Genomic DNA, 24,429 nt, shown 5'->3' on the forward strand with positions numbered 1-24,429 from the left:
TAAATTATTTACATTTATATGTATATACGATACAAACAATAAAAAGTTCTCGTTGCAGGTAAAAATTTACAATTATTTTTCTATACCTAATTAGAATTTATTTTTTTCAATTCTTAATATTTCAACAAAATAGCACAGAAACTAACGCCTTAGCTTCTGTGCTATTTTGTTTGTATTAAATTACATACCACCTTGAGAAACTGATAAAGGTAAGTTTAACGTGGAAAATAACAGCGGACATGACCCTTGCTATTGGATTATTTCCTTATAAATAACTAAGCTATTTACCAAAAAAGTACCCTTTCATTCTATCCTTTGTTACATCTAAGTCAGTTACATAGTAGTATATATTATTTATCATATCTCCACCTGAGTACTCAGCTTCTGGGAACATCCGCTCTTCCATATTTGCCTGATATCCACCTTTAATTACCTCTGTTGCAATACTTAACATATCTGTTCCACTTAAGGTAGTTTTTAAATTTGAAGATAGTTCATTTATCATTGGCATTACATCTGTAAGTTTAATATCTCCACTCTTAGCTGCTAACTTTAAAAGTATCTCTCGTTGTCTTTCAGTTCTTTTAAAATCTCCACCCTCTGTAGACCTTATTCTTGAATATGCAACTGCTTGTATGCCATTTAGATTATAAGTTCCAGCCTTAGTTATAGGGTCACAGTCAACACCCTTAATACTTGCAATCTCACTTATAGATCCATTAATCGTTGCAGCCTCTTCCTCATCAACTTCAATTTCAACTCCACCAAGCCTATCAATAATTTTTGCCATGCCAAAGAAATTAACTACTGCAAAGTTACTAATATTTAAATTGAAGTTTTCATTTAGTGTTTTTACCATGAATGTAGGTCCTCCATAGGCATAGGCATGATTAATCTTATCCATTCCATAACCTTCTATACTAGCATAAGTATCTCTAGCTATAGAACCTAGCTTCATGGATTTATTTTCTCTGTCAATTGATAATACCATAATAGAATCTGCCCTTGTGCCTGTATCATCCTTTAAGCTTCTTGTATCCACACCCATTAAAGCTATATTTATAAATCTATCCCCTGAACGAAAAGTTCCATAATTAACTTCTGGTACACCTTCCTTCTTATCATCTACTATAGGTGCTGGAGTTGTAGTTAGTCCTAATTCCGACTCCGTTGGATTTACCTTTTCTATGTTTGAATATATCCTATAACCGTAAAACCCTGCTGAAAATACCGATAATATAAATATGGCTATTATCGAAATTATTATGATATTCTTTGATTTTATTTTCCTTTTATGATTTCTTTGATTATCTTCCATATGTTATTTTTAGTAAGAGTATATAAGTTAGCACGTACTCTCACTAATTCTAGCCTCCTTTTTATTATTTCTATATATATCTTTACATTATTACCATTATATACCATATTGAAGTCAATTTCACCTTTTATATTTTTATATTTTCTATATCCTTATAATTTTTATGGTTTTACAGTTCAAATTTCATTTATCTACTAAGTAATTTTTTTCTTATCAATATATATGTGCTTAAATTCTATAATTTCGCACAATAAAATACCCCCTTTATAAAAACAGTTTTACTATTTTAACCGTCTACTATAAAGGGAGCATATCAATCTCTATGCTATTAACTAATTATTTTATTGATTTATTTTAAATTTAAGCTTATCCTCTTCCCTACTATATCCTTTAAATATTTTTTCTAATTTTATACTCATAACTTTATTAAAAGGATACTCAAAGATTTTTAAAGATAATATAAAGGTTAATACTATTGCCAAAGATATATAAAACACCTTCCAATATTTTGGAAACTCGCCCATTATATATCTATTCAAATTATATTTGTGATATACATCTAGAACCATATAATGCAAAAAATATACTTGCAATGTTCTTGTCCCAAATTTAGTTATAAACAGTTTTCCTTTGGGTACTATATATATCAAAGCTAATGAAATCAATGTGGATAATGCATATATGGCCATTCTATAGATACCTCCATATATTGGTTCATTCAGCTTTACATATGAATTTCTTCCTGAGAAAAACCATCTAAAACGATAAACATCATCCCCAAACTTCATAATAACAACAATAGCTATTAGAGTTATAGCTAATGATACCCACTTTAACTTATTACACTTTAAAATTTTTATTATATTATCTTCATTAAAATAATACCCCAGTATAAAGTAGGGATAAAAGACTACAACCCTTGATAAACACATAAAATCTGAAACACTATCATCATAACCTATTAATACTCCAAGTAAAATAGCTGCTACTATTACATATACTGGTTTAATATTTTTTATTATATAGGTAACACATAACCACATAGCCATAACAAATAAATACCAAGGTACTCCACCTTCGGAAAAAAAGTTAAATTTCACATTAGCGCTGCCAAATCCATATTTATAAAGAATAAAAAATGATAGTTTCAAAAGAAAATAAAGGAGTAAATAGGAAAATACTTTTTCTATTTTAAATCTTTCCTTATTTATCACTGACTTTGAAAAGTATCCTGATATAAATATAAATAAAGGCATATGAAAACTATAAATAAATACATACAGTTTCCTCATACTCAAAGATGACTCTGTATAAAAATCAATTGCATGTCCAACAACTACTAGCAGTATTAATAAGAATTTTAAATTATCCCAAAATATAATCCTACCCCTATCATCTCTTTCTATATAGATATTATTTTTCTCCAAATCATCAGCTAAATAACTCATAGTTCACCTCTTCACAGTTTTTACTGCAAAACCATATTACCACATTTTTGCAATAACATCCTTAGTTTTTTATAACTTTTATCATTTTAGTTTAAAATCTAATTAAACATAGCTTTATCTTCCTCTAAGAGGATCAACCTGTGCATCCGCAATGCTTACCTTTTGTAGGTATTCTATCACATTACCTATTTCACTACATTTTTTCATAATGTAATAATTAGGCTTACAACTTTATCTGTATGTTTTACTAATTATTTCCACATTGTCAATCAGTCTCTTTTTCATGGTCATTTGCTCACTAAATATTCTATAGTTTTATTTCCTAACATAAGTAGGAATTTTTTCCTTGATTAACTCTATAATTTCCTCTTTACACATATAATCAACATTCTTAAATTCATTTATAGATGATTCTATAAACTCCATGTCAGCATCCTTAGTTTTTTCCACAAAAATCTTATGATGTTCTGTAGACGTTAATGCTATTTCACCCATAAGCAGCTCTTCATAAAGCTTTTCACCTGGGCGTAACCCAATGTATTCAATCTTAATATCTACATCTGGTCTAAAGCCTGAAAGGGTTATTAAATCCCTTGCCAAATCTACCATCTTAACTGGATTTCCCATATCTAAGACGAATATCTCTCCACCTTCCGCTAGTCCTCCTGCTTGAATTACAAGCTGGGCAGCTTCTGGTATTGTCATAAAGAATCTAGTTATCTCTGGATGTGTTAATGTAACAGGTCCACCCTTTTCTATCTGATTTTTAAATAGTGGGATAACTGAACCATTACTTCCTAAAACATTTCCAAATCTAACTGCCACAAAGTCTGTTTTACTCACATCATTAAAAGCCTGAATTATAAGTTCACAAAATCTCTTTGTAGCTCCCATTATGTTTGTTGGATTTACAGCCTTATCTGTGCTAATTAGCACAAATCTATGAACACCATACTTATCTGCACATTTAGCCACATTATAGGTACCTATAATATTATTCTTTATAGCATCACCCATATTATGCTCCATCAAAGGCACATGCTTATGAGCTGCCGCATGGAATACCACCTGAGGTTTATATTCATTAAAAACCTGTTCTAGTCTTACTAAGTCTCTTACTGAAGCTATTATTACATCTTTATTTACCTCAGGACAATTTCTATTAAGCTCCATTTGTAGGTCATAGGCATTATTCTCATAGATATCTAAAATCACAATTTTCTTTGGTGAAAACTTTGTAATTTGTCTAACTATTTCCGAACCAATACTTCCACCACCACCAGTTACAAGTACTGTCTTGCCCTTTATATATTTATCAATATTCTCTGACTTTAACTCTATAGGTTCTCTTCCTAATAAATCATTTATATCCACATTATTCATATGCTTTAAATCTACAGCATCATTTATAAGCTTGTACACTCCAGGCATAGTCTTAATATTGCTAGTATACCGGGTACATATCTCTAGAATTTCCTTTTGTATCCCCTTATCTACCGAAGGCATTGCAACCATAATTTCATCAACACTATTTTCTTTGCAAGCATTTATTATTTTATTTCTATCACCTAATACCTTTATACCATGAATTCTCTTTCCTACTTTATCTTTATTGTCATCTATTAATCCAACAATATCATAATCTAAGCTACTACTATTTTTAACTTCCTTTATAAGAAGGGCACCAGCATCTCCAGCTCCTATTATAAGTAGATTTTTCTTCTTGTATGCAGATTTTCCATTACCACTATTCTCAACTATCCTATACAAGAATCTAACTCCACCTAAACTAATTACACTCAAAATCCAAAATATAATATGAGCTGACAATGGAAATCTATAGTATTGAGTTTTAAAAACAGTATAGTTTATAAAACGTCCATAAATCATAAACACTAAATTAATTAAACTTACAGAACAAACTATAGATATCAATTCATTTATTGAAGCATATCTCCAAATATTTGTGTATAGCTTAAATAATACATTAAAAATAATAGTAAAAACCACTACAGGTAGTACGGATAGCCAAAACAATTCTATATATGCAGGTTGAATTTTAAAGTCAAACTTTAATAACAACGCTACATATAAACTAATCATAATAAGGACTGTATCTATAATAATAAACTTTCTCTCTTTAATATATTTCACAACTTATACCTCCAACCATTTACTACTTAAATATATATTTTCCACAAACATCTATTTCTGTTTGATTTGGCATCGTAATAACATAAATATATTTTATATTCTAAAAAACAACCAATTCACTGGGTTTTTTTCATTTTTTCTAGCCCATGTCGTATTATTAGTATTATTTTCCCAATAACCTTGATAATACATTTCTTCTTCTAACCTGTTGCCCTAAAAAATCAGTCTCTTCATTGTTTAAAATATTTTCTCCTGCCTTATGTATATCTGACATATAGCCATGCTGGAGTTTATCTATTTTTAAAACTCCTAATTTTATATCTGTTGTTCTTCTTTCTACACCATGCGCATCGGAACCTATTACGTTATATATTCTATTATTTACAAATAACTCTGCCGTCTTTCTCACATCTTTTCCAAAATAACCCATAATGCTACCTATATTAAGCTGAGCTAGAAATCCCTCCTTTACAAACATATTTATAAGTTCCGGTTTCTTTATTAGTTTTTGATATCTCTCAGGATGTGCAAGAATTGGTACTATGCCCTTTATCTGAATCTCATATATATTATCTATAACTTTTCTAATATTAAAATCACCCATAGGCAGCTCTATAAGCATATATCTGCTATTATTTATAGTTCCTATATCTCCTGATTTATACATCTCTAATATATAATTTGTGTAATAAACCTCTTGACCACAGTAAACTTCTATTTGCAAGTTATTTCTATTCGCTAACTTTTTAATTTCTTCTACCCTAATATTAACTTCACCATAATTTACCATATAATTATCTTTTAAAAAGTGTGGTGTAGCGACTATCCTTTTCGTCCCATGTTCAACTGCATTTCTCAACATTTTTATAGTCATTTCCTCATCTTTAGAACCATCATCCACACCATATATAATATGACTGTGGAAATCTGTAAGTTTATCTTCATTTTTATAAAACTTTGTATTATTCATATTTTTTTCATCTTCCCCATAAATTTAAATTCTAAGATTTTAGATTCATTTTGTATTTTTTTTATTACTCATTATTATTATCTCATTTTAAATTATACCACTAATAAACCATTTTATCCATTTTTTTCTACAAGCTTAAGGAATCTATATTTTAAAGTCCTTATTCTAAGGTAACTAAATGAATTTAACTATCTATGGATAATATCTTTATAAAGACTTCTTACTATTTATTTTGCATGATAATTGGTAGAACATATTTTTATTGTATATTATATATCACAACTATTCTTTCATCACAAAAACACCATAAAATTAAATTCTATGGTGTTAGATCTCTTTTGCTTATTAACTTTAATTGAAGATTTCATTTAACTCCAGTATCTTACTATAATCTCCAATAAACCATTTCATCATTATTTATAGATTTTCTATCCATTATTCCTTTAACATCTATAAATACATTTTTTTCTTCTATAACGTTTGAAGCTGCTACTTCATCTAATACTTCTGCTTTATATAGCCCTGTGAAATCACTTATAGTCATCTCTCTATAATTATGGTGAGAAACTGCAAGTATTACAGCATCCATTCCATGGATATCTTCCATATCTACCATATCAAGGCCATATTCATGCTTTATCTCTGCTTTAGAAGCAACTGGATCTGCTACTACTACATTTACTTCATACTCTGCTAGTTCATGTATTATATCAACTACTTTAGTATTTCTTGTATCTGGACAATCTTCCTTAAATGTAAGTCCTAGAACTGCAATTTTCGCACCTTTTACTCTTTTATTAGCTTTGATTAAGCTTTTAACAGTATTGTCTGCTATAAATTTAGCCATTCCGTCATTGATGTTTCTTCCTGCTGCTATAACCTTTGACTCTATTCCAAATTCTTTAGCTCTATGGATTAAATAGTATGGGTCTACTCCTATACAGTGTCCTCCAACAAGACCTGGATTTAACTTTATAAAGTTCCATTTACTACCTGCTGCATCTATTACAGCTTTAGTGTCTATTCCCATTTCATCAAAAATCATTGCAAGTTCATTTACAAATGAAATATTTACGTCTCTTTGACAATTTTCTATTAACTTAGCTGCCTCTGCAACTTTTATGCTCTCTGCTCTATATACACCAGCTTCAATTACAAGTTCATAAACCTTAGCAACTTTATCTAAAGTCTCTTCATCCATTCCTGAAACTATTTTAACTATATTTTCTAATCTATGAACCTTATCGCCTGGATTTATTCTCTCTGGAGAGTATCCTATTTTAAAATCTTGTCCACACTTAAGTCCAGATTCCCTCTCAAGTATAGGTACACATATCTCCTCAGTTACCCCTGGATAAACTGTAGATTCAAATACAACTATAGAACCTTTAGTTAAGTTTCTACCAACAACTTCACTAGCCCCTATTACTGGTCTTAAATCTGGAGTTTTATCTTCATTTGTAGGAGTCGGTACTGCAACTATATGAAAGTTGCACTCTTTTAGCTTAGCTTCATCATAAGTAAAGTCAACAGTTGATGCTTTTATAGCCTCATCTCCAACTTCCTTAGTTACATCTACTCCGCTCAAGTACATTTCTATTTTCTCTTTATTAACATCAAATCCAACTACAGGAACCTTCCTTGCAAAAGCAACAGCTATTGGCATTCCTACATATCCAAGTCCAACTAAAGATATTTTTAAATTTTCCATATATTTATCTCTCCTATTTTTAAAATTATGAATTATGAATTATGAATTTAAAGCCTTCGCTCAATTATAAATTTTTAATTTCTAATTACCATAGAATTCTTTTATGCAATCACAGATGTATTCTGCTTCTTCATTTTTAAGCTCTGGGTATATTGGTAGTGCAAGAATCTTTCCACACATCTTCTCTGTTACAGGGAATTGCCCCTCTTTATATCCAAGATATTCAAAACATTTTTGAAGGTGTAATGGTTTTGGATAATAAACGCTAGTTCCTATACCTTTTTCTTTTAAGTAATCAGCCAAGCCATCTCTATCATCTGCAAATATATTAAATACATAGTAAACATTTTGCTGATTTGCAGCTTTGATACCTTGAACTTTTACTCCCTCTACATTTTTAAGACCTTCTGTATAAAGTTTTGCTACTCTGTTTCTGTTTTCTATAGCATCGTTCATATACTTAAGTTTTACCTTTAAAATTGAGGCTTGCATAGCATCAAGTCTTGAGTTATATCCTATATAGTCGTAGTGATACTTCTTAGATGCTCCATGAACTCTAAACATACGGCATAAGTCAGCAAGTTCATCGCTATTTGTAACGATCATACCTCCATCTCCATATCCACCTAATGTCTTAGTTGGGAAGAAAGAAAATACACCCATATCTCCTATTGTTCCTGCATGTTTATATTCTTGGTCGCCCTTCATCTGCCATCTCATACCAAAGGCTTCAGCAGCATCTTCTAGAACTTTCAAATCATTCTTTTTTGCAATATTCATTATAGAATCCATATCACACATTTGATTAAATAAGTGAATTGGAAGAACTCCAACTGTATTCTCATTAATTGCTGCTTCTAATTGATTTACATCCATCCCACAAGACTCTTCATCTATATCTACAAATACTGGTTTACCACCGTGCTTTGCAAGGCATGAAGTAGATGCTAGAAATGTAAATGGTGTAGTTACAATTTCTTTATTATCTTTAAATCCTAATATATCAGACGCCATAACTAAAGCATCAGTCCCAGATGCCACACCTATAGCATGTTTAGCACCAGTAAAATCCTTTATTTGCTCTTCAAATTCTTTTACTTCATTTCCTAATATAAATGAACCATTCGTTATAACTCTTTTTATTGCCTCATCGAACTCATCCTTCTTTTGTAAATATTCTCTTTGAGATTCATAAAAGTTAACTTTCATTTATTAATCCTTCTTTCAATAATTTATTTTAATAAGAAAGGTTTTAAATTATAAATTTAAAATTATAATTTATAACAATTTCTTAATTTCTGATTCTTAATTTTTAATTTCAAATTTTCTCAATTCTAATCGCTTCCTAATTTTCAATTCTCAATCTCCAACTTCAAATTCTCAATCTCCAATTTTAAATTACAACATATGACTATAAACATATTACTATAACTTAATGATATTGTATAGTATATTGTTTAAAGTTAATTCCCTATCTTAGGTGAAGTTTTTATAAATTCTAGATTTCCATGAACCTCATAACTTCCTAAACTCTCAGGAATTACTATACTTTCACAATACTCTATATCTATAACTCCATTCTCATATAGTATTTTCCCATTTCCCTCTACACATGTAAGAATGTGAAGAAAATTTTCAGTTTTTTGTGTTAAAACCTTGTCCACCTTGAATTTTTCCATTTTAAAATAATCACATTGAATATTAGCCCCATTGCATTTACTTTCATTCTTTATTTTAGCTTCATAAACCTTCCCTTGCAATGAAAAATCAATAACATCTAAAGCTTTCTTTACATGGATTTCTCTTCCCCTGTCATAGTCATAAACTCTGTAGGTTAAATCACAGCTTTGTTGCACTTCAAGTATGGTGCAGTTTGCACCTATTCCATGGATAAGACCACTAGGTATAAAATATACTTGTCCTTTTTTAACCTGAACCTTATTTAAATACTTATCAAGGCTATTATCCTCCAAAGCTGCCTTAAACTCTTCCTTCGTGCAGTTCCTTGTTCCAAAAATTATATTAGCTCCAACTTCCGCATCCAATATATACCAAACCTCAGTCTTGCCTCTTGAGCCCTCATGTTTTAAGGCGTAGTCATCCCCTGGATGGACTTGTATAGAAAGTTTGTCCTCTGTGCTTATAATTTTAAGTAAAAGCTGGAATTCTTCATCCTTTTGGTTTTTACCCATAATCTCTACAGGATATCTTTTTATGGCCTCCTCCAAGGTTAAACCTTTTAGCCAGCCATTTTCAATGACACTCTTACCATTTTCATAGCAAGACACATCCCAACTCTCCCCTATATTTACAGATGTGAGATTGCTTCTAAACTTTTCAAAACCTCTGCCACCCCATATTTTATCGTAATATAGATTATTTAATTTTAGTGGATACATAAATATCTTTTTCATGCTAATTCATATACCTTTCTTTTACTTCTTCAATATTACATCTATTTTCTATTATCTATGGTTAATATTATTTATATCTAGTCTACATTTTAATTTATTATTAAAATGTAACTTTAATGTTATCTGTATTTAATATTCCTTTAATAAAAAACCACCAAAGTTTCCCTTGATGGTTTTTTTAACGAGATAAGTCTATAAGCCGAGTTCTGTATTTGACAATCATCTATCTAGGCCTACTATTACTAATAGGCTCCAGCGATACACCCGGGGACAGGACGGGCCGCCCTATAATGTCCCGCTTTCGATCTTGCTCCAGATGGGGTTTACATAGCCGCAAAGTCGCCATTGCGCTGGTGAGCTCTTACCTCACCTTTCCACCCTTACCAGTACATATAAAATGCCTTTGGCGGTATATCTCTGTTGCACTTTCCTTAGAGTCGCCTCCACTGGGAGTTATCCAGCACCCTCGCCCTACGGAGCTCGGACTTTCCTCTCCTGATTTCTCAGCAGCGATTGTCTGGCTTACTCGCAAGATTTATATTAACATAGATTTTATTTTATTGCAATGTATTTATATGTAAGTAGATTTCAATCCTTATTTATCAATAATTCTATGTAGTAATGTTACCCCAAATTATAAGGATCCTTAGTTGCCTTAGAGATAACTATCTCTACCGCCTTAGCTTCTATAGCTATCTCTAACAACTTAGAGACCGCCATTAATGCTGGCCATTCTGAACCAAAGTGCCCTACATCTATTATAGCTAAACCCATCTCAGTATAATCAGATACAAAATGATAGGTAGTATCCCCTGTGATAACTAAATCCGCTCCCATTTCATAGGATTTTTGCATATAATCCTGTCCACTGCCATTTATTAATGCAATTCTTCTTACCTTTTTATCTAAATTACCTGAAAACCTCAAGGATTTCAAATTCAATTTATCCTTAATTAATTTTACTATTTCCTCTAAGTTTTTCTCTTCTTTAAAATCAACCATTCTACCTATGCCTATTTTGTCACAATTAGGACTTTTATCAATTATTTCCCCGGAATTAAATCCAAGTAATTTAACAAATGTATCATTCAATCCTCCACCTACAGAATCTAAATTTGTATGACTAGAGTATAATCCTATATTATTTTTTATTAAGGATATAATCTTTTTCCCCTGCAAAGTATCTGTAGTTATAGTCTTAGGCTTTATAAAAAGTAACGGATGATGAGTTAGAATTAACTGCGCTCCAAGGTTTTTAGCTTCCTCTATAACATCCAATGTACAATCCAAAGCAATGAGCACTTTATCAACCTTAGCATCCTTATCTCCAACCATAAATCCCACGTTATCATAGCTCTCCTTAAGGTTCACAGGAGCTATCTTCTCCATTATGTTTATAATATCTTCTATTCTTGCAGTCATAGCATCCTCCGATTTTTTCATTCTTTCAAGTTATTAACTCGTATTTTATCTAAATGTTTGGATTCAAAATTCTATATTTTAAACTTTTGAATCTAAGACAAGATTTATTTCATGAATTCTTAGGCCCAGTTCTTTTTTTCTACTTTTCGCGTTTTCAGTGTCACCCTTAAGTCCTTCATATATAGTAACATATTTATCTTTCTTGAAATTTAGATACTCTCTGTAAACTTCATCCTTCTTCTGAAGAAGAATTTTACTTACTTCATAATATATAGGTTCAACAGTTTTAACATTATTGGCCCATTTTATTTTCAGAATTTCATAATACTTTTCTTCATCATATATTATCCACTCATCTAAGATTTCACATCCACTTTTATATAGATATTCTCTTAATACCTCTGGATTTTGCACTGGTTGAACTATAGCATATTCTAGCTTTTTAAACACATCTTGACTCTCTTCTAAAATATCTCTAATTAAATTTCCGCCCATACCCGCAATTACTGCTGCTTCAACCTCGCCTGGCCTTACTGTTTTAAGTCCACCACCTAGTCTACAATGAACCTTCTCACTAAGATTATTATCAGAAAGATTTTTTCTAGCCTTCTCTACAGGACCCTTATTTATATCGCTGGCAATTGCAAAGTCTATTTTATTATTTTTAAGTAAATCTAATGGCACGTATCCATGATCCGTACCCACATCTACCATAGTTCTTACACCAGTTACTAAACTGCTTATTAATTTTAATCTTTTGCTAATTATCATATTTCCACCTTAATTTCTTTATTCTTTCACCATTATTTATACTATTACATTTCTTATATGCTTTCCAAGACTCTATTTTAATTATACTTTTCACTACTTATACTAATTTTAATAATATCATTAAAATTAGCTCCAACATTATCTAGCAAAAGATAAGATGAAGCTAAAACAACTACTAAGATATAACAATAGCCCCTTATATGACCATTGTCATAAGTTTTATCTGCAAGCCTAAGAAAACTATGGCCACAAATAAGGATATATACATATACCTAAAGGCTGCTTTTTTATCATATTTTGCACAGAAATGCGCTGCGTAATACATACAGAAGAGCACCGCCATATTTAATAACCCATAAGTCATTTGCGAAAATGCAAATTGTTTATCAGTGCCAACCTCTACAGCTTTTCCGGCTCCATTCATAACTAGTGGCATCACATCCGGCAACTCATTTAGTATATATAGCATTAGAGGTGTAAATGTAATAATTAACACTATAGCACTAGTTATAAATAACGTAATCATAAACTTTCTTTCCTTATATAACTTAGGCACCTTATTATAACTCTTTATCCAAGGAGTTTTCCCTATACCACATTCCCTTAATCTCACTTGAAAGCCTTCGAAGTCTTTAGGTGATATTGCATAGTTAACATCACCTGGATCCTTAGTTTTCAAGTATATAATCCTTGAGGTATTTGTTACAAACAGCCGTGTAGTACCTAAATCCTTAATTGCAATTCTGCCTATAGCAATTTTATTTGCAGTCATTCCCGAAAGCGCAATTCCCTTTATTTTACCTTCACCTACCGTATAACTCTCAACTATCCCAATTGGCAAAGTAACCTTCTTAAGTCCACCTATACAGGATATTTTAATTTCACTTTGTGAAACCTGATATTTTACAGTGAACCAAACTCCTATGTGATATAAATAGAATATATTGCATATCAGTAATATGGTTTTTATTAAAGTCAGTATTAGATAGGAATCTAGAAGGTATATTGTTAGAAACCCTACTATATTTAAAGCTACAATAGTCAGTATTGTTGGAATTATTTCCATTTTTTTATTTGCGTCAAAACTATTCACGGGTTTACCTCCTTAAAACTATATATATCTATAATATAATGAATTAGTGTGATTTGTCCATTACATTTTATTTTCCCCAGTTTGATTAATCCCTCAATAACCAAATAATCAAATGTACTTAATTACCTGTTACCTAAATATATTTATAATTATATAAAAAATACCAAGAAAATAGCTTCCCGCTATTACCTTGGTACTTTTTACTATACTTTTTAGAAATTCAAAATGTAAAATTTTTAATTTTAAATTGTTAATTTAAAATGTTAGTCTAGGTAATCTTTTAATTTCTTACTTCTACTTGGATGTCTAAGTTTTCTTAAAGCTTTTGCTTCAATCTGTCTAATTCTTTCTCTTGTTACGTTAAATTCTTTTCCAACTTCTTCAAGAGTTCTAGCTCTTCCATCATCAAGTCCAAATCTAAGTCTTAATACTTTTTCTTCTCTTGGAGTAAGTGTTCTTAACTGACTTATTAATTGTTCCTTTAACATTGTGAAGGCTGCTGCTTCAGCCGGTGCTAGAGCATCATCATCTGGTATGAAGTCTCCAAGATGTGAATCTTCCTCTTCTCCTATTGGAGTTTCAAGGGATACAGGCTCTTGAGCTATTTTCATGATTTCTCTAACTTTATCCACTGTCATATCCATCTGCTTTGCAATTTCTTCTGGAAGTGGTTCTCTTCCAAGTTCTTGAAGAAGTTGTCTAGATACTCTTATAAGTTTGTTTATTGTCTCTACCATATGGACAGGTATTCTAATAGTTCTAGCCTGATCTGCAATTGCTCTTGTTATAGCCTGCCTAATCCACCATGTAGCATAGGTACTAAACTTAAAACCCTTACTGTAATCAAACTTCTCTACAGCCTTTATAAGACCTAAATTTCCTTCTTGGATTAAATCTAGGAACAACATTCCTCTTCCAACATATCTTTTTGCAATACTTACTACTAATCTTAGGTTAGCTTCTGCAAGTTTTTTCTTTGCATACTCATCACCATTTTCTATGAGCTTTGCAAGTCTCATTTCTTCCTCACCTGATAACAATGGAACTTTTCCTATTTCTTTAAGGTACATTCTAACTGGATCATCTATAGCTATTCCCTCTGGAATTGTTATATCTAATTCTACTTCTTCTTCTTCCTCTTCCTCTTCCTGTTCAGGTTCTCCGATTACGTCTATGCCCATAGATTCAAATACTTCATACATTTTTTCTATTTGTTCTGGATTTAACTCTACGCCCTCAACCTCATCCATTATTTCTTTATATGTTAAACTCCCTTTTTTCTTGCCCTTTTCTATAAGTGTCTTTACTAGAGCAACCTTTCCGGCTTTATCCTTCATCCAATTACCTCCCTTCTGTTACTTTAAATTTACTATTTCCTTTTGTATCTTCATTAATTCCCTTGCTAATGCCATTGATTCTTCTACTTGGCCGTTGGATTCATATGTTTTAACTTTACTCATAATTTCCCTTTTCGACTCCTCTAACTTGTATTTTTTAATTTCTTTTATACAGTCATTTATCATTTTTTCAATTGAGCTTTTATCTATGTCAACTTTGCACTCTTGAATTTTTATCCATTCTTTAGTAAATTCACTATCTTGCATTGTTTTCATGTCTATAATATTGAATAGTTCCTTTTCTGTACAACCACGGTTTTCTTCTATGGTTTTATATATTATTTTATGGGCTTCCAAAATAAAATCCTCTGTATTTATATTGCTACAAATTTTATTTAATAAAACCTTATCCATTGCAAGGTTTAAAATAGTTCTTGCCCCTTTTATAAAAGCAGGCTCTAAATATAATTTTTGCCCATTTCTTTCATTTATATTATTATTTTTGTTATTTTCTATATATTTATTATCATTTTCTTTCAAATACCCTAAAATAGTTCTTTCTTCAACTCTACTTTTCTCTGAAATCTGCTTTATATATACAGCACGTTCCAAAGCATCCAAACTCTTTAGTATTGGTATTACACTTTTTAAATACCTTAATATCATTTCTTTTTTAGAAAAATCTATCCCTTTTTCAGCCGCTTTTAGCTTGAAATCTATAAGTGGAAATGCTTCATTTACAAGATTCAAAAACTTTTCTCTTCCATTGATCCTTATATATTCATCTGGATCTTTCCCCTTTGGAATTTGAAGAATTTTAAGTTCAAACCCTGATTTTTGGAGCATTTCTAACCCTCTAGTAGTAGCATTTTGCCCTGCTACATCTGAATCAAAGGACACAATAACAGTATCCACATATCTCTTTAACAATTTGCATTGGCCTTCAGTAAGAGCTGTTCCTAGAGTGGCAACTACATTTGTTATATCTTGTTGAAATAGTGAAATTACATCCATATAACCTTCAACCATAATAATAGTTCTAGAGCTATTATTTTTTATTGCTAAATTCAGTCCATAGAGATTAGTCCCCTTATGAAATATAGGTGTTTCTGGTGAGTTTAGATACTTTGGCTTGGAATCATCTAAAACCCTTCCCCCAAATCCAATTACTCTTCCAGTAACATCGAATACAGGAAACATTATTCTATTTCTAAATCTATCGTAAATATTTCCCTTTTCATTTTTCGTCGTAAGTCCTAATTCTAGTATTTCTCCCTCACTATAAGATTTTTGTTTTAAATAACTTCTTATTCCTTGCCAGTCATCTAATGAGAATCCAATACCAAATTTTTTTATTGTAGCGTCACTTATTCCCCTTCCTTTAAGATAATCATAAGGTTCTTTAAATCTCTTAAGGTTACTATAAAAATATCTACCAGCTTGAACGTTTATATCATACATCCTTTTATATTTTTCTCTAGCACCTGAATTGTTTTCAGATGAATCATCTTCATCTAAAACAATACCAACCTTTTCCCCCAGAACTCTTACAGCCTCCGGGAAGGATAAATTTCTTGTCTTCATAACAAAACTTATAACATTACCAGCCTCACCACATCCAAAGCATTTGTAAATTTGTTTCTCGCTAGATACAGTAAAGGAAGGCGTTTTTTCGTTATGAAAAGGACATCTACCTGAATAGTTGCGCCCCGTCTTTTTAAGGGGTATACTTTCCGAAATTATGTCTACTATATTATTCTCATCTTTTATTCTTTGTATTATCTCCTGTGAAAACATGGTCACTCCACCTAACGATAAATTCCTAAACTCTATAATTCGACATAAACTTTGAAATTCCTTTATTATATATTATTTTTTATTAATATGATATTTCATTGTTAATATTCCCTGCTATTATATTCTTTATAGCATAGGTTTTTCCTTCACAAGTAAAAATATTTATCTTTTTTAAATTGATAGATTTACTAATTCCAAATTTCATTTATATTCTATAATAACCTTAAAACTAAGCTTCAATACCATTACTTTTAATTTTAAAACATCAAATGTTAGAAAATTTATTCTTCCTTAACTTGGTATATATATTTCCTTAAAAACATCTATACAATACTCATCACTCATTCCAGCTATATAGTCAGCTACGCCTTGATAACTGCCCTGTTCTCTTGAAATGTTTTTATAAAATTCCGGAAGTTTGTTCTGATTTTTATAAAAATACTTATACAGTTCATTAAGAATAAATTTTGCTTTATCTCTCTCTTCTCTTAAAAATTCTCCATTATAAACTTCTTTAAACATAAAATTTCTAAGCTCTTTAAATTTTTCATCCACACCCTTAGATAAAGCTACCCTATTATAATCATTTTCTATATTTTCTATAGTTGTATAAATACAATCCTTAACTAGAGCATTTATTCTCTCTCCATGAGTATATCCTAAAACCTCAAGTATATGCTTTGGTATATCCTCCACTGATAATATTGAAGCCCTTATAGAATCATCTATATCGTGATTTACATAGGCAATTTTATCACTGTATTTCACAACCTGTCCCTCTAATGTTTCTGCTCTTTTACTACTATCTGAAAATCCACTATGATATAGTATCCCATCTAGTACTTCCTTGGATAAGTTAAGACCTTGTCCATTGTTTTCTATGCACGTTAAGACTCTTACACTATTCCTATTATGCGTAAATCCATTTGGCAATATTTCATTCAACACTTCTTCACCGCTATGAGCAAAGGCTACATGTCCAATGTCGTGACCAAGGGCGATTGCTTCTATTAAGTCTTCATTTAATCCTATACCCCGTCCTATTGTTTTTGCTATCTGCGCCACCTCTAAGGTGTGGGTAAGTCTGGTTCTATAATGATCACTCCAAGTTTTAATATATACTTGGGTTTTTCGTTTTAATCTTCTAAAGGATTTACAGTGTATTATTCTATCTCTATCTATCATATATGCAGTTCTAATCTCATCAAGCTCTTCTTCTCTTTCTCTTCCATTTGAATATCTTGATTTTGCACCTTGCTGTATTATAGTCATCTCTTCTCTTAATTCTATTTTTTCTCTAATATTCATTAATTACACCAACCTCCTTTTAATGCTAATTTTTATTACTACTATATCTTCTTTGCTTCATATACAAATTCCTCTATTTTTCTAGAATCTTTTACATATTTTTTACCCAAAGTTTAGACATTTCAATATTATATTATATTTTCTCACGTATTAATACTGGTAATAATATCTTGAAACTAAAGTTATACAACTTATTCCTCAATTTTTAATTTATAATTTATAATTCTCAATTCATAATTCTCAATTCATAATTCATAATTCATAAATTATAATTTATAATTTTTAACTCCCACCAATATATTATATGACTTAACTCCATTTATAATTAATAGATTTTAATTATTATAGTATCATAATTAAAACTTATTTGTTTTTGGATATATTTTAAATAATTCCCACATAAACTATGTTTAAGGAGGGATATACGATGAACAATGTAATAGTAGATAGTTCCACAATTGATTTATTATCTCCAACTAATATTAAAAATAATGTTCTGCCATATTATGATTTATCCTTTGATAGCAAAATATATCAAGTAAAATTTAAAGATACAGATAAGCAAAGAGCTGTTTACAAGATATATAGTAACGGCAATGAATATTGCCTCAAGAAAATCTATTATGAAGTTGATGAACTTCTTTTTATTTACTCAGCCTTGGAGTGGCTTTACAGAAATAACATAAATGTACCTAGAATATTATCCACTAAAACTCATGGCAGATATGTAAACTATCATGGCATGTTATTTATACTTACCGATTGGCTCAAAGGAGCTAAATGTGATTTTGATAATATAGAGGATGTAAATCTTGCTAGTAGAAATCTTGGAAAACTCCACTCTATTTCCCTTGGCTTTGAACCAATCTTAGGAAGTAAACACAAATGTGGCTTTAATAATCTCGCTCAATCCTTAACCAAACATACTCTTCAATTAATAAACAACGAAAAACATACCAAAAATTATAATGATTATTTCTCAAAAATATATATGCTTAGCTTTACAGATAGTATGACTCTAGCTACCTTGGCCTGTAATATCGCAAACACTATCGATATCTCAAATCTCTCTAAGTCTATCTGCCATAATGATTATGTGAGCAAAAACCTCATTGTCAACGATGGTGAAATCTTTGTAATAGACTTTGATAAGTGCAAAGATGATTATTGTGCCCTTGATATATCCTATTGTTTACGAAGACTCTTAAGACGCGAGAACACTTGGTGGAATTGTGACCTTGCTATAAATTTTCTTCAGCAGTATGAATTAAATCACACTTTAACAATTGATGATTACAAATATATACTTGCCTATTTAACTTTTCCTCAGAAATATTGGAAGTTATCTAGGGATTACTATAGTAATATTTCAAAGTGCAACAAACAAGCCTTTGTTAATCTTTTAAATAAATGCGTATGCCACAATGATATTCACATAGATTTCAGCTATAAACTTTTAAAGTACATTGAAGCAAAGTTTGATGTTTTAATCTAATATCCATAAAACCTTATCACCCAATTAAAATATATACACAGTAAAAATATGCATAAAAAATAAGGCCGACAATATGTCAGCCTTATTTTATAAAATAATATTATTTACAGCAGCATCCGCAGCTTTTCTTTCTTGGATGATTTATTTGTGCTTGTGCAGCAGCAAGTCTTGCAACTGGTACTCTAAATGGTGAGCAAGATACATAGTTCAATCCTATTATATGACAGAATTCAACTGATGATGGATCTCCACCGTGCTCTCCACATATTCCAAGTTTTATTTCTGGTCTAGTAGTTTTTCCTAGCTCTACAGCCATTTTAACTAATTTACCTACACCATTTTGATCAAGTCTTGCAAATGGATCAGACTCATATATGCTCTTATCATAGTAGTGCTTTAAGAAGTTTCCAGCATCATCTCTTGAGAATCCAAATGTCATTTGAGTTAAATCATTTGTTCCAAATGAGAAGAATTCAGCTTCTTTAGCGATTTCATCAGCTGTTAATGCAGCCCTTGGAATCTCTATCATTGTTCCTACCATGTATTTCATTTCTATTCCAGCTTCTTTAATTATTTCATCTGCTACTCTAGTAACGATGTCTTTAACATATTTAAGCTCTTTTATTTCTCCTACAAGTGGAATCATGATTTCTGGTACGATGTCATAACCTTTTCTTGTTTTAACATCTATAGCAGCTTCAATTACCGCTCTTGTTTGCATTTCAGCTATTTCTGGGTAAGATACGGCAAGTCTGCATCCTCTATGTCCCATCATTGGGTTGAACTCATGTAATGAATCAACTGTAGCTTTTAACTCTTCGAAAGTTAAGCCAAGCTCCTTAGCTAATTCTTTTATCTCTGCTTCTTCATGAGGAAGGAACTCGTGTAGTGGTGGATCTAAGAATCTGATAGTCGCTGGTCTTTCCACTAACTCTTCATATATTCCAATGAAGTCTTTTCTTTGCATTGGTAATAATTTTTCAAGAGCCGCTCTTCTTGTTGATTCTTCTTTCGCAACGATCATTTGTCTTATAGCCATGATTCTGTCTGCTTCAAAGAACATGTGCTCTGTTCTACAAAGACCTATTCCCTCTGCTCCAAATTTCACACCTTGAGCTGTATCTCTTGGAGTATCTGCATTTGTTCTTACTTTCATTGTTCTTATATCATCAGCCCATGCCATGAAAGTTTCAAAGTATCCATTAATTTCAGGCTCAACTGTTTTTATTTGTCCTGCATATACATTTCCTGTACTTCCATCGATAGAGATATAATCTCCCTCTTTATAAGTAACTCCATTAACTTCAAAAGTCTTGTTTCCTTCATTTACTTTTAATTCTCCACATCCAGCAACACAGCATGTTCCCATTCCTCTAGCAACAACAGCAGCGTGAGAAGTCATTCCACCTCTTACTGTTAATATACCTTCTGAAGCAATCATACCCTCTATGTCTTCTGGTGATGTTTCAAGTCTTACAAGAACTACTTTTTCACCACTTTCGTTAGCTACTTTTGAATCTTCAGCTGTGAAGTAAACTTTACCACAAGCAGCTCCTGGAGATGCTGGAAGTCCTTTAGCTATTATAGTTGAAGCCGCAATACTTGCTTGATCAAAGTTTGGATGTAATAATGTATCCAATTGCTTTGGATCAACCTTAAGAATAGCTTCTTCTTTTGTTAACATTCCTTCTTCTACAAGTTCTACAGCTATTTTTAGAGCCGCTTGAGCAGTTCTTTTACCGTTTCTTGTTTGTAGGAAGTAAAGCTTTCCATCTTCTATAGTGAACTCCATATCTTGCATATCTCTATAATGGTTTTCTAGTTTGTTAACTATATCCATAAATTCTTTATATACTGCTGGATTTTCCTTTTCTAAGTGCTCTATTTGTTGAGGTGTTCTAATCCCAGCAACAACGTCTTCACCTTGTGCATTCATTAGGTACTCAGCAAATATTTTCTTTTCTCCTGTAGATGGGTTTCTAGAGAATGCAACACCTGTACCTGAAGTATTTCCTTTGTTACCAAATACCATTTCTTGTACGTTTACTGCAGTTCCCCAGCTTCCCGGTATATCATTCATTCTTCTATATATTATAGCTCTTGGATTATTCCATGATCTAAATACGGCTGTAATTGATGCTATTAGTTGCTCTGTTGGATCACTTGGGAATTCTTCACCCTTAGCTTCTTTATAGAAAGCTTTAAATTTCACAACTAATTCTTTTAAATCATCTGCACTTAAGTCAGTGTCAAGTTTAACGCCTCTTGCTTCTTTCATCTCGTCCATTATGTCTTCGAAATTTCTCTTTTCAACATCCATAACAACATCTGCGAACATTTGTATAAATCTTCTGTATGAATCATATGCAAATCTAGGATTGTTTGTTTTATTTGCCATAACTTCAACAGTTTGATCATTTAATCCAAGATTAAGTATTGTATCCATCATTCCAGGCATTGATGCCCTTGCTCCTGATCTTACTGAAACTAATAGAGGATTTTCTAAGCTTCCAAATTTTTTACCGCTTATCTCTTCTAGTTCAACCATTTTTTCATGAATTTGATCTACTACTTCTTGAGATATTGTTTTTCCATCATCATAATATTTATTACAAGCTTCAGTAGTTACAGTGAACCCTTGTGGCACTGGAATTCCTATGCTTGTCATCTCCGAAAGATTAGCTCCTTTTCCACCTAATAAATTTTTCATGCTAGCATTACCTTCACTAAAAAGGTAAACGTATTTGTTGTTTCCCATGTTAAACACCCCTTAACTTTTAATATATAGTCAAATGAATGAACTAATTTATTTCCAGCTTTGAGTCTCTGATTCATTAAATTAGTTTATTCACCTTCACCCAATTTTACAAAAATCCCTGTAATGTTTGTCTTTGATACCTTACCTACTATAATGGAAAGTTCCTTTCCATTTACAATCTCATGTTTCACAACCGGTAAGCAATCAACTTGATGCTCAATTATTTTCTTCGCAGCATCAAAGGCTGAGTCTTCCTCGAATACAGTGATTATATTCGGCATCCTAGTCATTATTATTCCAACGGGGACTCTATGCATATCCGCTGTTCCCATTGCCATTTTTATAAAATCTTTTCTTGATACAGCTCCTAAAAGATTGCCTTGATTTTCAATAAACAAAGTTCCTGCATCATTTAAGAAAAGTGTTAAAATAGCTTCATATACCGTAGTTTCTTCTTTAACTAATATTGGCTTAGTCATTACATCCTTAACTAATATACTTCTTATTTCGCTATTTTTATGGTTCTTTTCTTTGTTCGTAACGCAAACATACCCCACCTTAGGTCTTGCTTGCAATATACCTGTCATGGTTAGTATTGATAAGTCTGGTCTTATGGCGGAACGAGTCAGTCCTAACTCCTTTGCTATTGCTTCACTTGTTATCGGTTGATTTGCTTTTACTAATTCTATTATATGTTCTTGTCTTTGCGAGAGTTTAATGACAATTCGCCACCTTTCAAATATGTAGTACTAACACTATAGATATACCATTAAAATAACTGTTTCTATTCTAAATAATATTTAAGTCTTCCGTTCTAGTATTAGCATTCTTTAGCTCTTTTGTAATTCATATTAATAATTAATTATTTTATAATTTTTATTAATTCTTGTGTTTATATAGTAATTAGTGTAACACACTTACTACATTTTATATTATAACATCATATTATAATAAGTAGTATAATTTTTCAATACATTTATTTATATTGTGTAAAATATTGATATTATTCACAAATAAGATATTTTCGAATAATTAAGCGTCATGTTGTATTATAGTGTGAATTTTCGCATTTATTTGTATTTTAGCAATAAAAAAATGGAGGCGCTTCCTCCATTTTTAACATTTTTTTAATTTAAAATCACTTATCCAAAGAACTACTATCACCGTGATATCTTTTCTTTAAACTTCCCATAGGTTGTCGCTATATCTTTTTTTAATTCTTGAGTTACTTCTGTAACTACTTTAACAGTTGTTTTTACCGTATTTTTCACAATGACATTTACCACTTCTATGGATTCATCTTCTTTTATTATGTCTACTTCCAAATGTGTAAATACTGCTGTAGCAGCTCCTATAACTATTAATACAGGTTGTAACAATAATGCTACTCCAACCAATATACCTGCATTTACCGGTATATTTACAAGGATATTTTCATCCTTCCTAATAATTATCTTTGCTACATTACCACTTTTAATAAGAGATTTTATATAATTTACAAATTCACTCTCAGTTACTCTCTCATTAAAGTTTTTATCTCTATTCCGCTTTATTCTTTCGCAATGAATTAATGCTTCTACTACGTCTCCATTAAATTTCTCTAAAATTGCCTCTGCTTCTTCAAAGGATAACTTTGTTTTCTCTCTTATCATTTCTATTTTTTCAAAAGTATTTCCATCCATAAATATTCCCCCTACAGTAACGATAAACTTTTAGGCTTTCTTCTGTAATTTAATTCCATGAAAGTAGATAAAATTTTCTTTATTTCAGCCTTAGTAGCTTTGTCCAAATTTAATCTCCCAACCTTTTCTAACTGTATCTTATTTAAGAATTTTAATCCATTATATGTAGCACTTGATACTTTGGTACCATACTGCTTATCACATTTATCACATACTCCACCATAATACTGAAATGATATGTAGTTAGACATATTTATACCGCATCCACAGAAAGCGCACTTTTCTAGGGAAATACCATATCCTACAGCCTTTAACAACTTTATTTCAAAAGCTCTAGCTAATAGTTCTTCATCAACCGCTTTATTTCTCATTAAATAAAAGGCCTTAACTATCCCTAAAAAAACATTATGATTTATTTCTTCTTCCATGGTAATGTCTATAAGTTCAGCGAAATAAGAGCCATAGATTAAAGTATCATAATCATTTAATAAATCTTGAAACGAATCAATTATTCGGCCTTCATTTAAGGTATATAGTGCTCTACCCTTATACAGTATATATTCCCCAAAACAAAAGGGCATGGTGTTAGAAAAATTTTTATTTTTACTTTTCCTTGCCCCTTTTGCAATAACGGATACTTTCCCCATATCTTCAGTGAATATCCACAATAATTTATCATTTTCTTTATAATCTTGAGTTTTTAACACAATCCCTCTAGTTTTAATGGTACTCACTAAATACCACCTACAAT

The 24,429-nt window shown here is 31.1% G+C and carries 19 protein-coding genes and 1 other RNA gene; 1 reads left to right on the forward strand and 19 read right to left on the reverse strand.

Annotated elements, in window-relative coordinates; all coding sequences use genetic code 11:
• Positions 1-280 precede the first annotated feature (280 nt).
• The 15 genes from RSA29_RS12820 to RSA29_RS12890 all read right to left on the reverse strand — a co-directional run bounded on the left by RSA29_RS12820 (position 281) and on the right by RSA29_RS12890 (position 17,743).
• The gene (locus RSA29_RS12820) at positions 281-1,318 is read right to left on the reverse strand and encodes an LCP family protein (RefSeq protein ID WP_346943530.1); all 1,038 of its coding nucleotides are present in this window, start codon (positions 1,316-1,318) and stop codon (positions 281-283) included.
• Between the two features lie 341 nt (positions 1,319-1,659).
• Positions 1,660-2,766 carry an acyltransferase family protein gene (locus RSA29_RS12825; protein ID WP_346943529.1) on the reverse strand — a complete coding sequence of 369 codons (1,107 nt, stop codon included), beginning with the start codon at positions 2,764-2,766 and terminating at the stop codon, positions 1,660-1,662.
• Positions 2,767-3,081: 315 nt separating this feature from the next.
• Positions 3,082-4,869 carry a nucleoside-diphosphate sugar epimerase/dehydratase gene (locus tag RSA29_RS12830; RefSeq protein WP_346943582.1) on the reverse strand — a complete coding sequence of 596 codons (1,788 nt, stop codon included), beginning with the start codon at positions 4,867-4,869 and terminating at the stop codon, positions 3,082-3,084.
• Positions 4,870-5,083: 214 nt separating this feature from the next.
• On the reverse strand, positions 5,084-5,890 hold the full coding sequence (locus RSA29_RS12835) for a CpsB/CapC family capsule biosynthesis tyrosine phosphatase (protein ID WP_346943528.1): 807 nt from the start codon (positions 5,888-5,890) through the stop codon (positions 5,084-5,086).
• A gap of 385 nt (positions 5,891-6,275) precedes the next feature.
• Positions 6,276-7,601 carry a nucleotide sugar dehydrogenase gene (locus RSA29_RS12840; RefSeq protein WP_346943527.1) on the reverse strand — a complete coding sequence of 442 codons (1,326 nt, stop codon included), beginning with the start codon at positions 7,599-7,601 and terminating at the stop codon, positions 6,276-6,278.
• A gap of 81 nt (positions 7,602-7,682) precedes the next feature.
• Entirely contained in the window at positions 7,683-8,810 is a 1,128-nt protein-coding gene (locus tag RSA29_RS12845; protein WP_346943526.1) for a DegT/DnrJ/EryC1/StrS family aminotransferase, read from the reverse strand.
• A 254-nt stretch (positions 8,811-9,064) separates the two neighbouring features.
• Positions 9,065-10,015: a type I phosphomannose isomerase catalytic subunit gene (locus RSA29_RS12850; RefSeq protein ID WP_346943525.1), complete on the reverse strand. Its 951-nt coding sequence runs from the start codon at positions 10,013-10,015 to the stop codon at positions 9,065-9,067.
• Between the two features lie 178 nt (positions 10,016-10,193).
• An RNA gene (gene rnpB / locus RSA29_RS12855) (RNase P RNA component class A) lies at positions 10,194-10,544 on the reverse strand.
• 95 nt (positions 10,545-10,639) lie between these two features.
• The gene (locus RSA29_RS12860; RefSeq protein WP_346943581.1) at positions 10,640-11,437 is read right to left on the reverse strand and encodes a Nif3-like dinuclear metal center hexameric protein; all 798 of its coding nucleotides are present in this window, start codon (positions 11,435-11,437) and stop codon (positions 10,640-10,642) included.
• Between the two features lie 78 nt (positions 11,438-11,515).
• Positions 11,516-12,208, reverse strand: coding sequence for a class I SAM-dependent methyltransferase (locus RSA29_RS12865; RefSeq protein WP_346943524.1), 693 nt, complete (start codon positions 12,206-12,208; stop codon positions 11,516-11,518).
• Positions 12,209-12,404: 196 nt separating this feature from the next.
• A complete protein-coding gene (locus RSA29_RS12870) occupies positions 12,405-13,301 on the reverse strand; it encodes a PH domain-containing protein (protein WP_346943523.1) in 897 nt (298 codons plus the stop codon).
• Positions 13,302-13,564: 263 nt separating this feature from the next.
• The gene (rpoD, locus tag RSA29_RS12875) at positions 13,565-14,638 is read right to left on the reverse strand and encodes an RNA polymerase sigma factor RpoD (RefSeq protein ID WP_346943522.1); all 1,074 of its coding nucleotides are present in this window, start codon (positions 14,636-14,638) and stop codon (positions 13,565-13,567) included.
• 18 nt (positions 14,639-14,656) lie between these two features.
• Positions 14,657-16,435, reverse strand: a complete 1,779-nt coding sequence (gene dnaG / locus RSA29_RS12880; RefSeq protein WP_346943521.1) for a DNA primase — start codon at positions 16,433-16,435, stop codon at positions 14,657-14,659.
• 82 nt (positions 16,436-16,517) lie between these two features.
• Positions 16,518-16,640, reverse strand: coding sequence for a hypothetical protein (locus RSA29_RS12885; protein WP_346931917.1), 123 nt, complete (start codon positions 16,638-16,640; stop codon positions 16,518-16,520).
• Positions 16,641-16,726: 86 nt separating this feature from the next.
• A complete protein-coding gene (locus RSA29_RS12890; RefSeq protein WP_346943520.1) occupies positions 16,727-17,743 on the reverse strand; it encodes a deoxyguanosinetriphosphate triphosphohydrolase in 1,017 nt (338 codons plus the stop codon).
• A gap of 427 nt (positions 17,744-18,170) precedes the next feature.
• On the opposite strand from RSA29_RS12890, the gene RSA29_RS12895 reads away from it, so the two are divergent.
• Positions 18,171-19,238: a CotS family spore coat protein gene (locus RSA29_RS12895; protein WP_346943519.1), complete on the forward strand. Its 1,068-nt coding sequence runs from the start codon at positions 18,171-18,173 to the stop codon at positions 19,236-19,238.
• Positions 19,239-19,338: 100 nt separating this feature from the next.
• On the opposite strand, the gene ppdK is transcribed toward RSA29_RS12895, so the two are convergent.
• The 4 genes from ppdK to recO form a co-directional block, all read right to left on the reverse strand.
• Complete coding sequence (gene ppdK, locus RSA29_RS12900) at positions 19,339-21,996, reverse strand: pyruvate, phosphate dikinase (protein WP_346944436.1); 2,658 nt, start codon at positions 21,994-21,996, stop codon at positions 19,339-19,341.
• 86 nt (positions 21,997-22,082) lie between these two features.
• Positions 22,083-22,715: a helix-turn-helix transcriptional regulator gene (locus tag RSA29_RS12905; protein ID WP_346943910.1), complete on the reverse strand. Its 633-nt coding sequence runs from the start codon at positions 22,713-22,715 to the stop codon at positions 22,083-22,085.
• 441 nt (positions 22,716-23,156) lie between these two features.
• Positions 23,157-23,678, reverse strand: coding sequence for a DUF4342 domain-containing protein (locus tag RSA29_RS12910; RefSeq protein ID WP_346943869.1), 522 nt, complete (start codon positions 23,676-23,678; stop codon positions 23,157-23,159).
• A gap of 11 nt (positions 23,679-23,689) precedes the next feature.
• Positions 23,690-24,412 (reverse strand): DNA repair protein RecO, encoded by a 723-nt coding sequence (gene recO, locus RSA29_RS12915; RefSeq protein WP_346943870.1) that lies wholly within the window; start codon positions 24,410-24,412, stop codon positions 23,690-23,692.
• Between the last annotated feature and the right edge of the window lie 17 nt (positions 24,413-24,429).

The organism is Clostridium sp. (assembly GCF_036660475.1).
Classification (GTDB): Bacteria; Bacillota; Clostridia; order Clostridiales; family Clostridiaceae; genus Clostridium_J.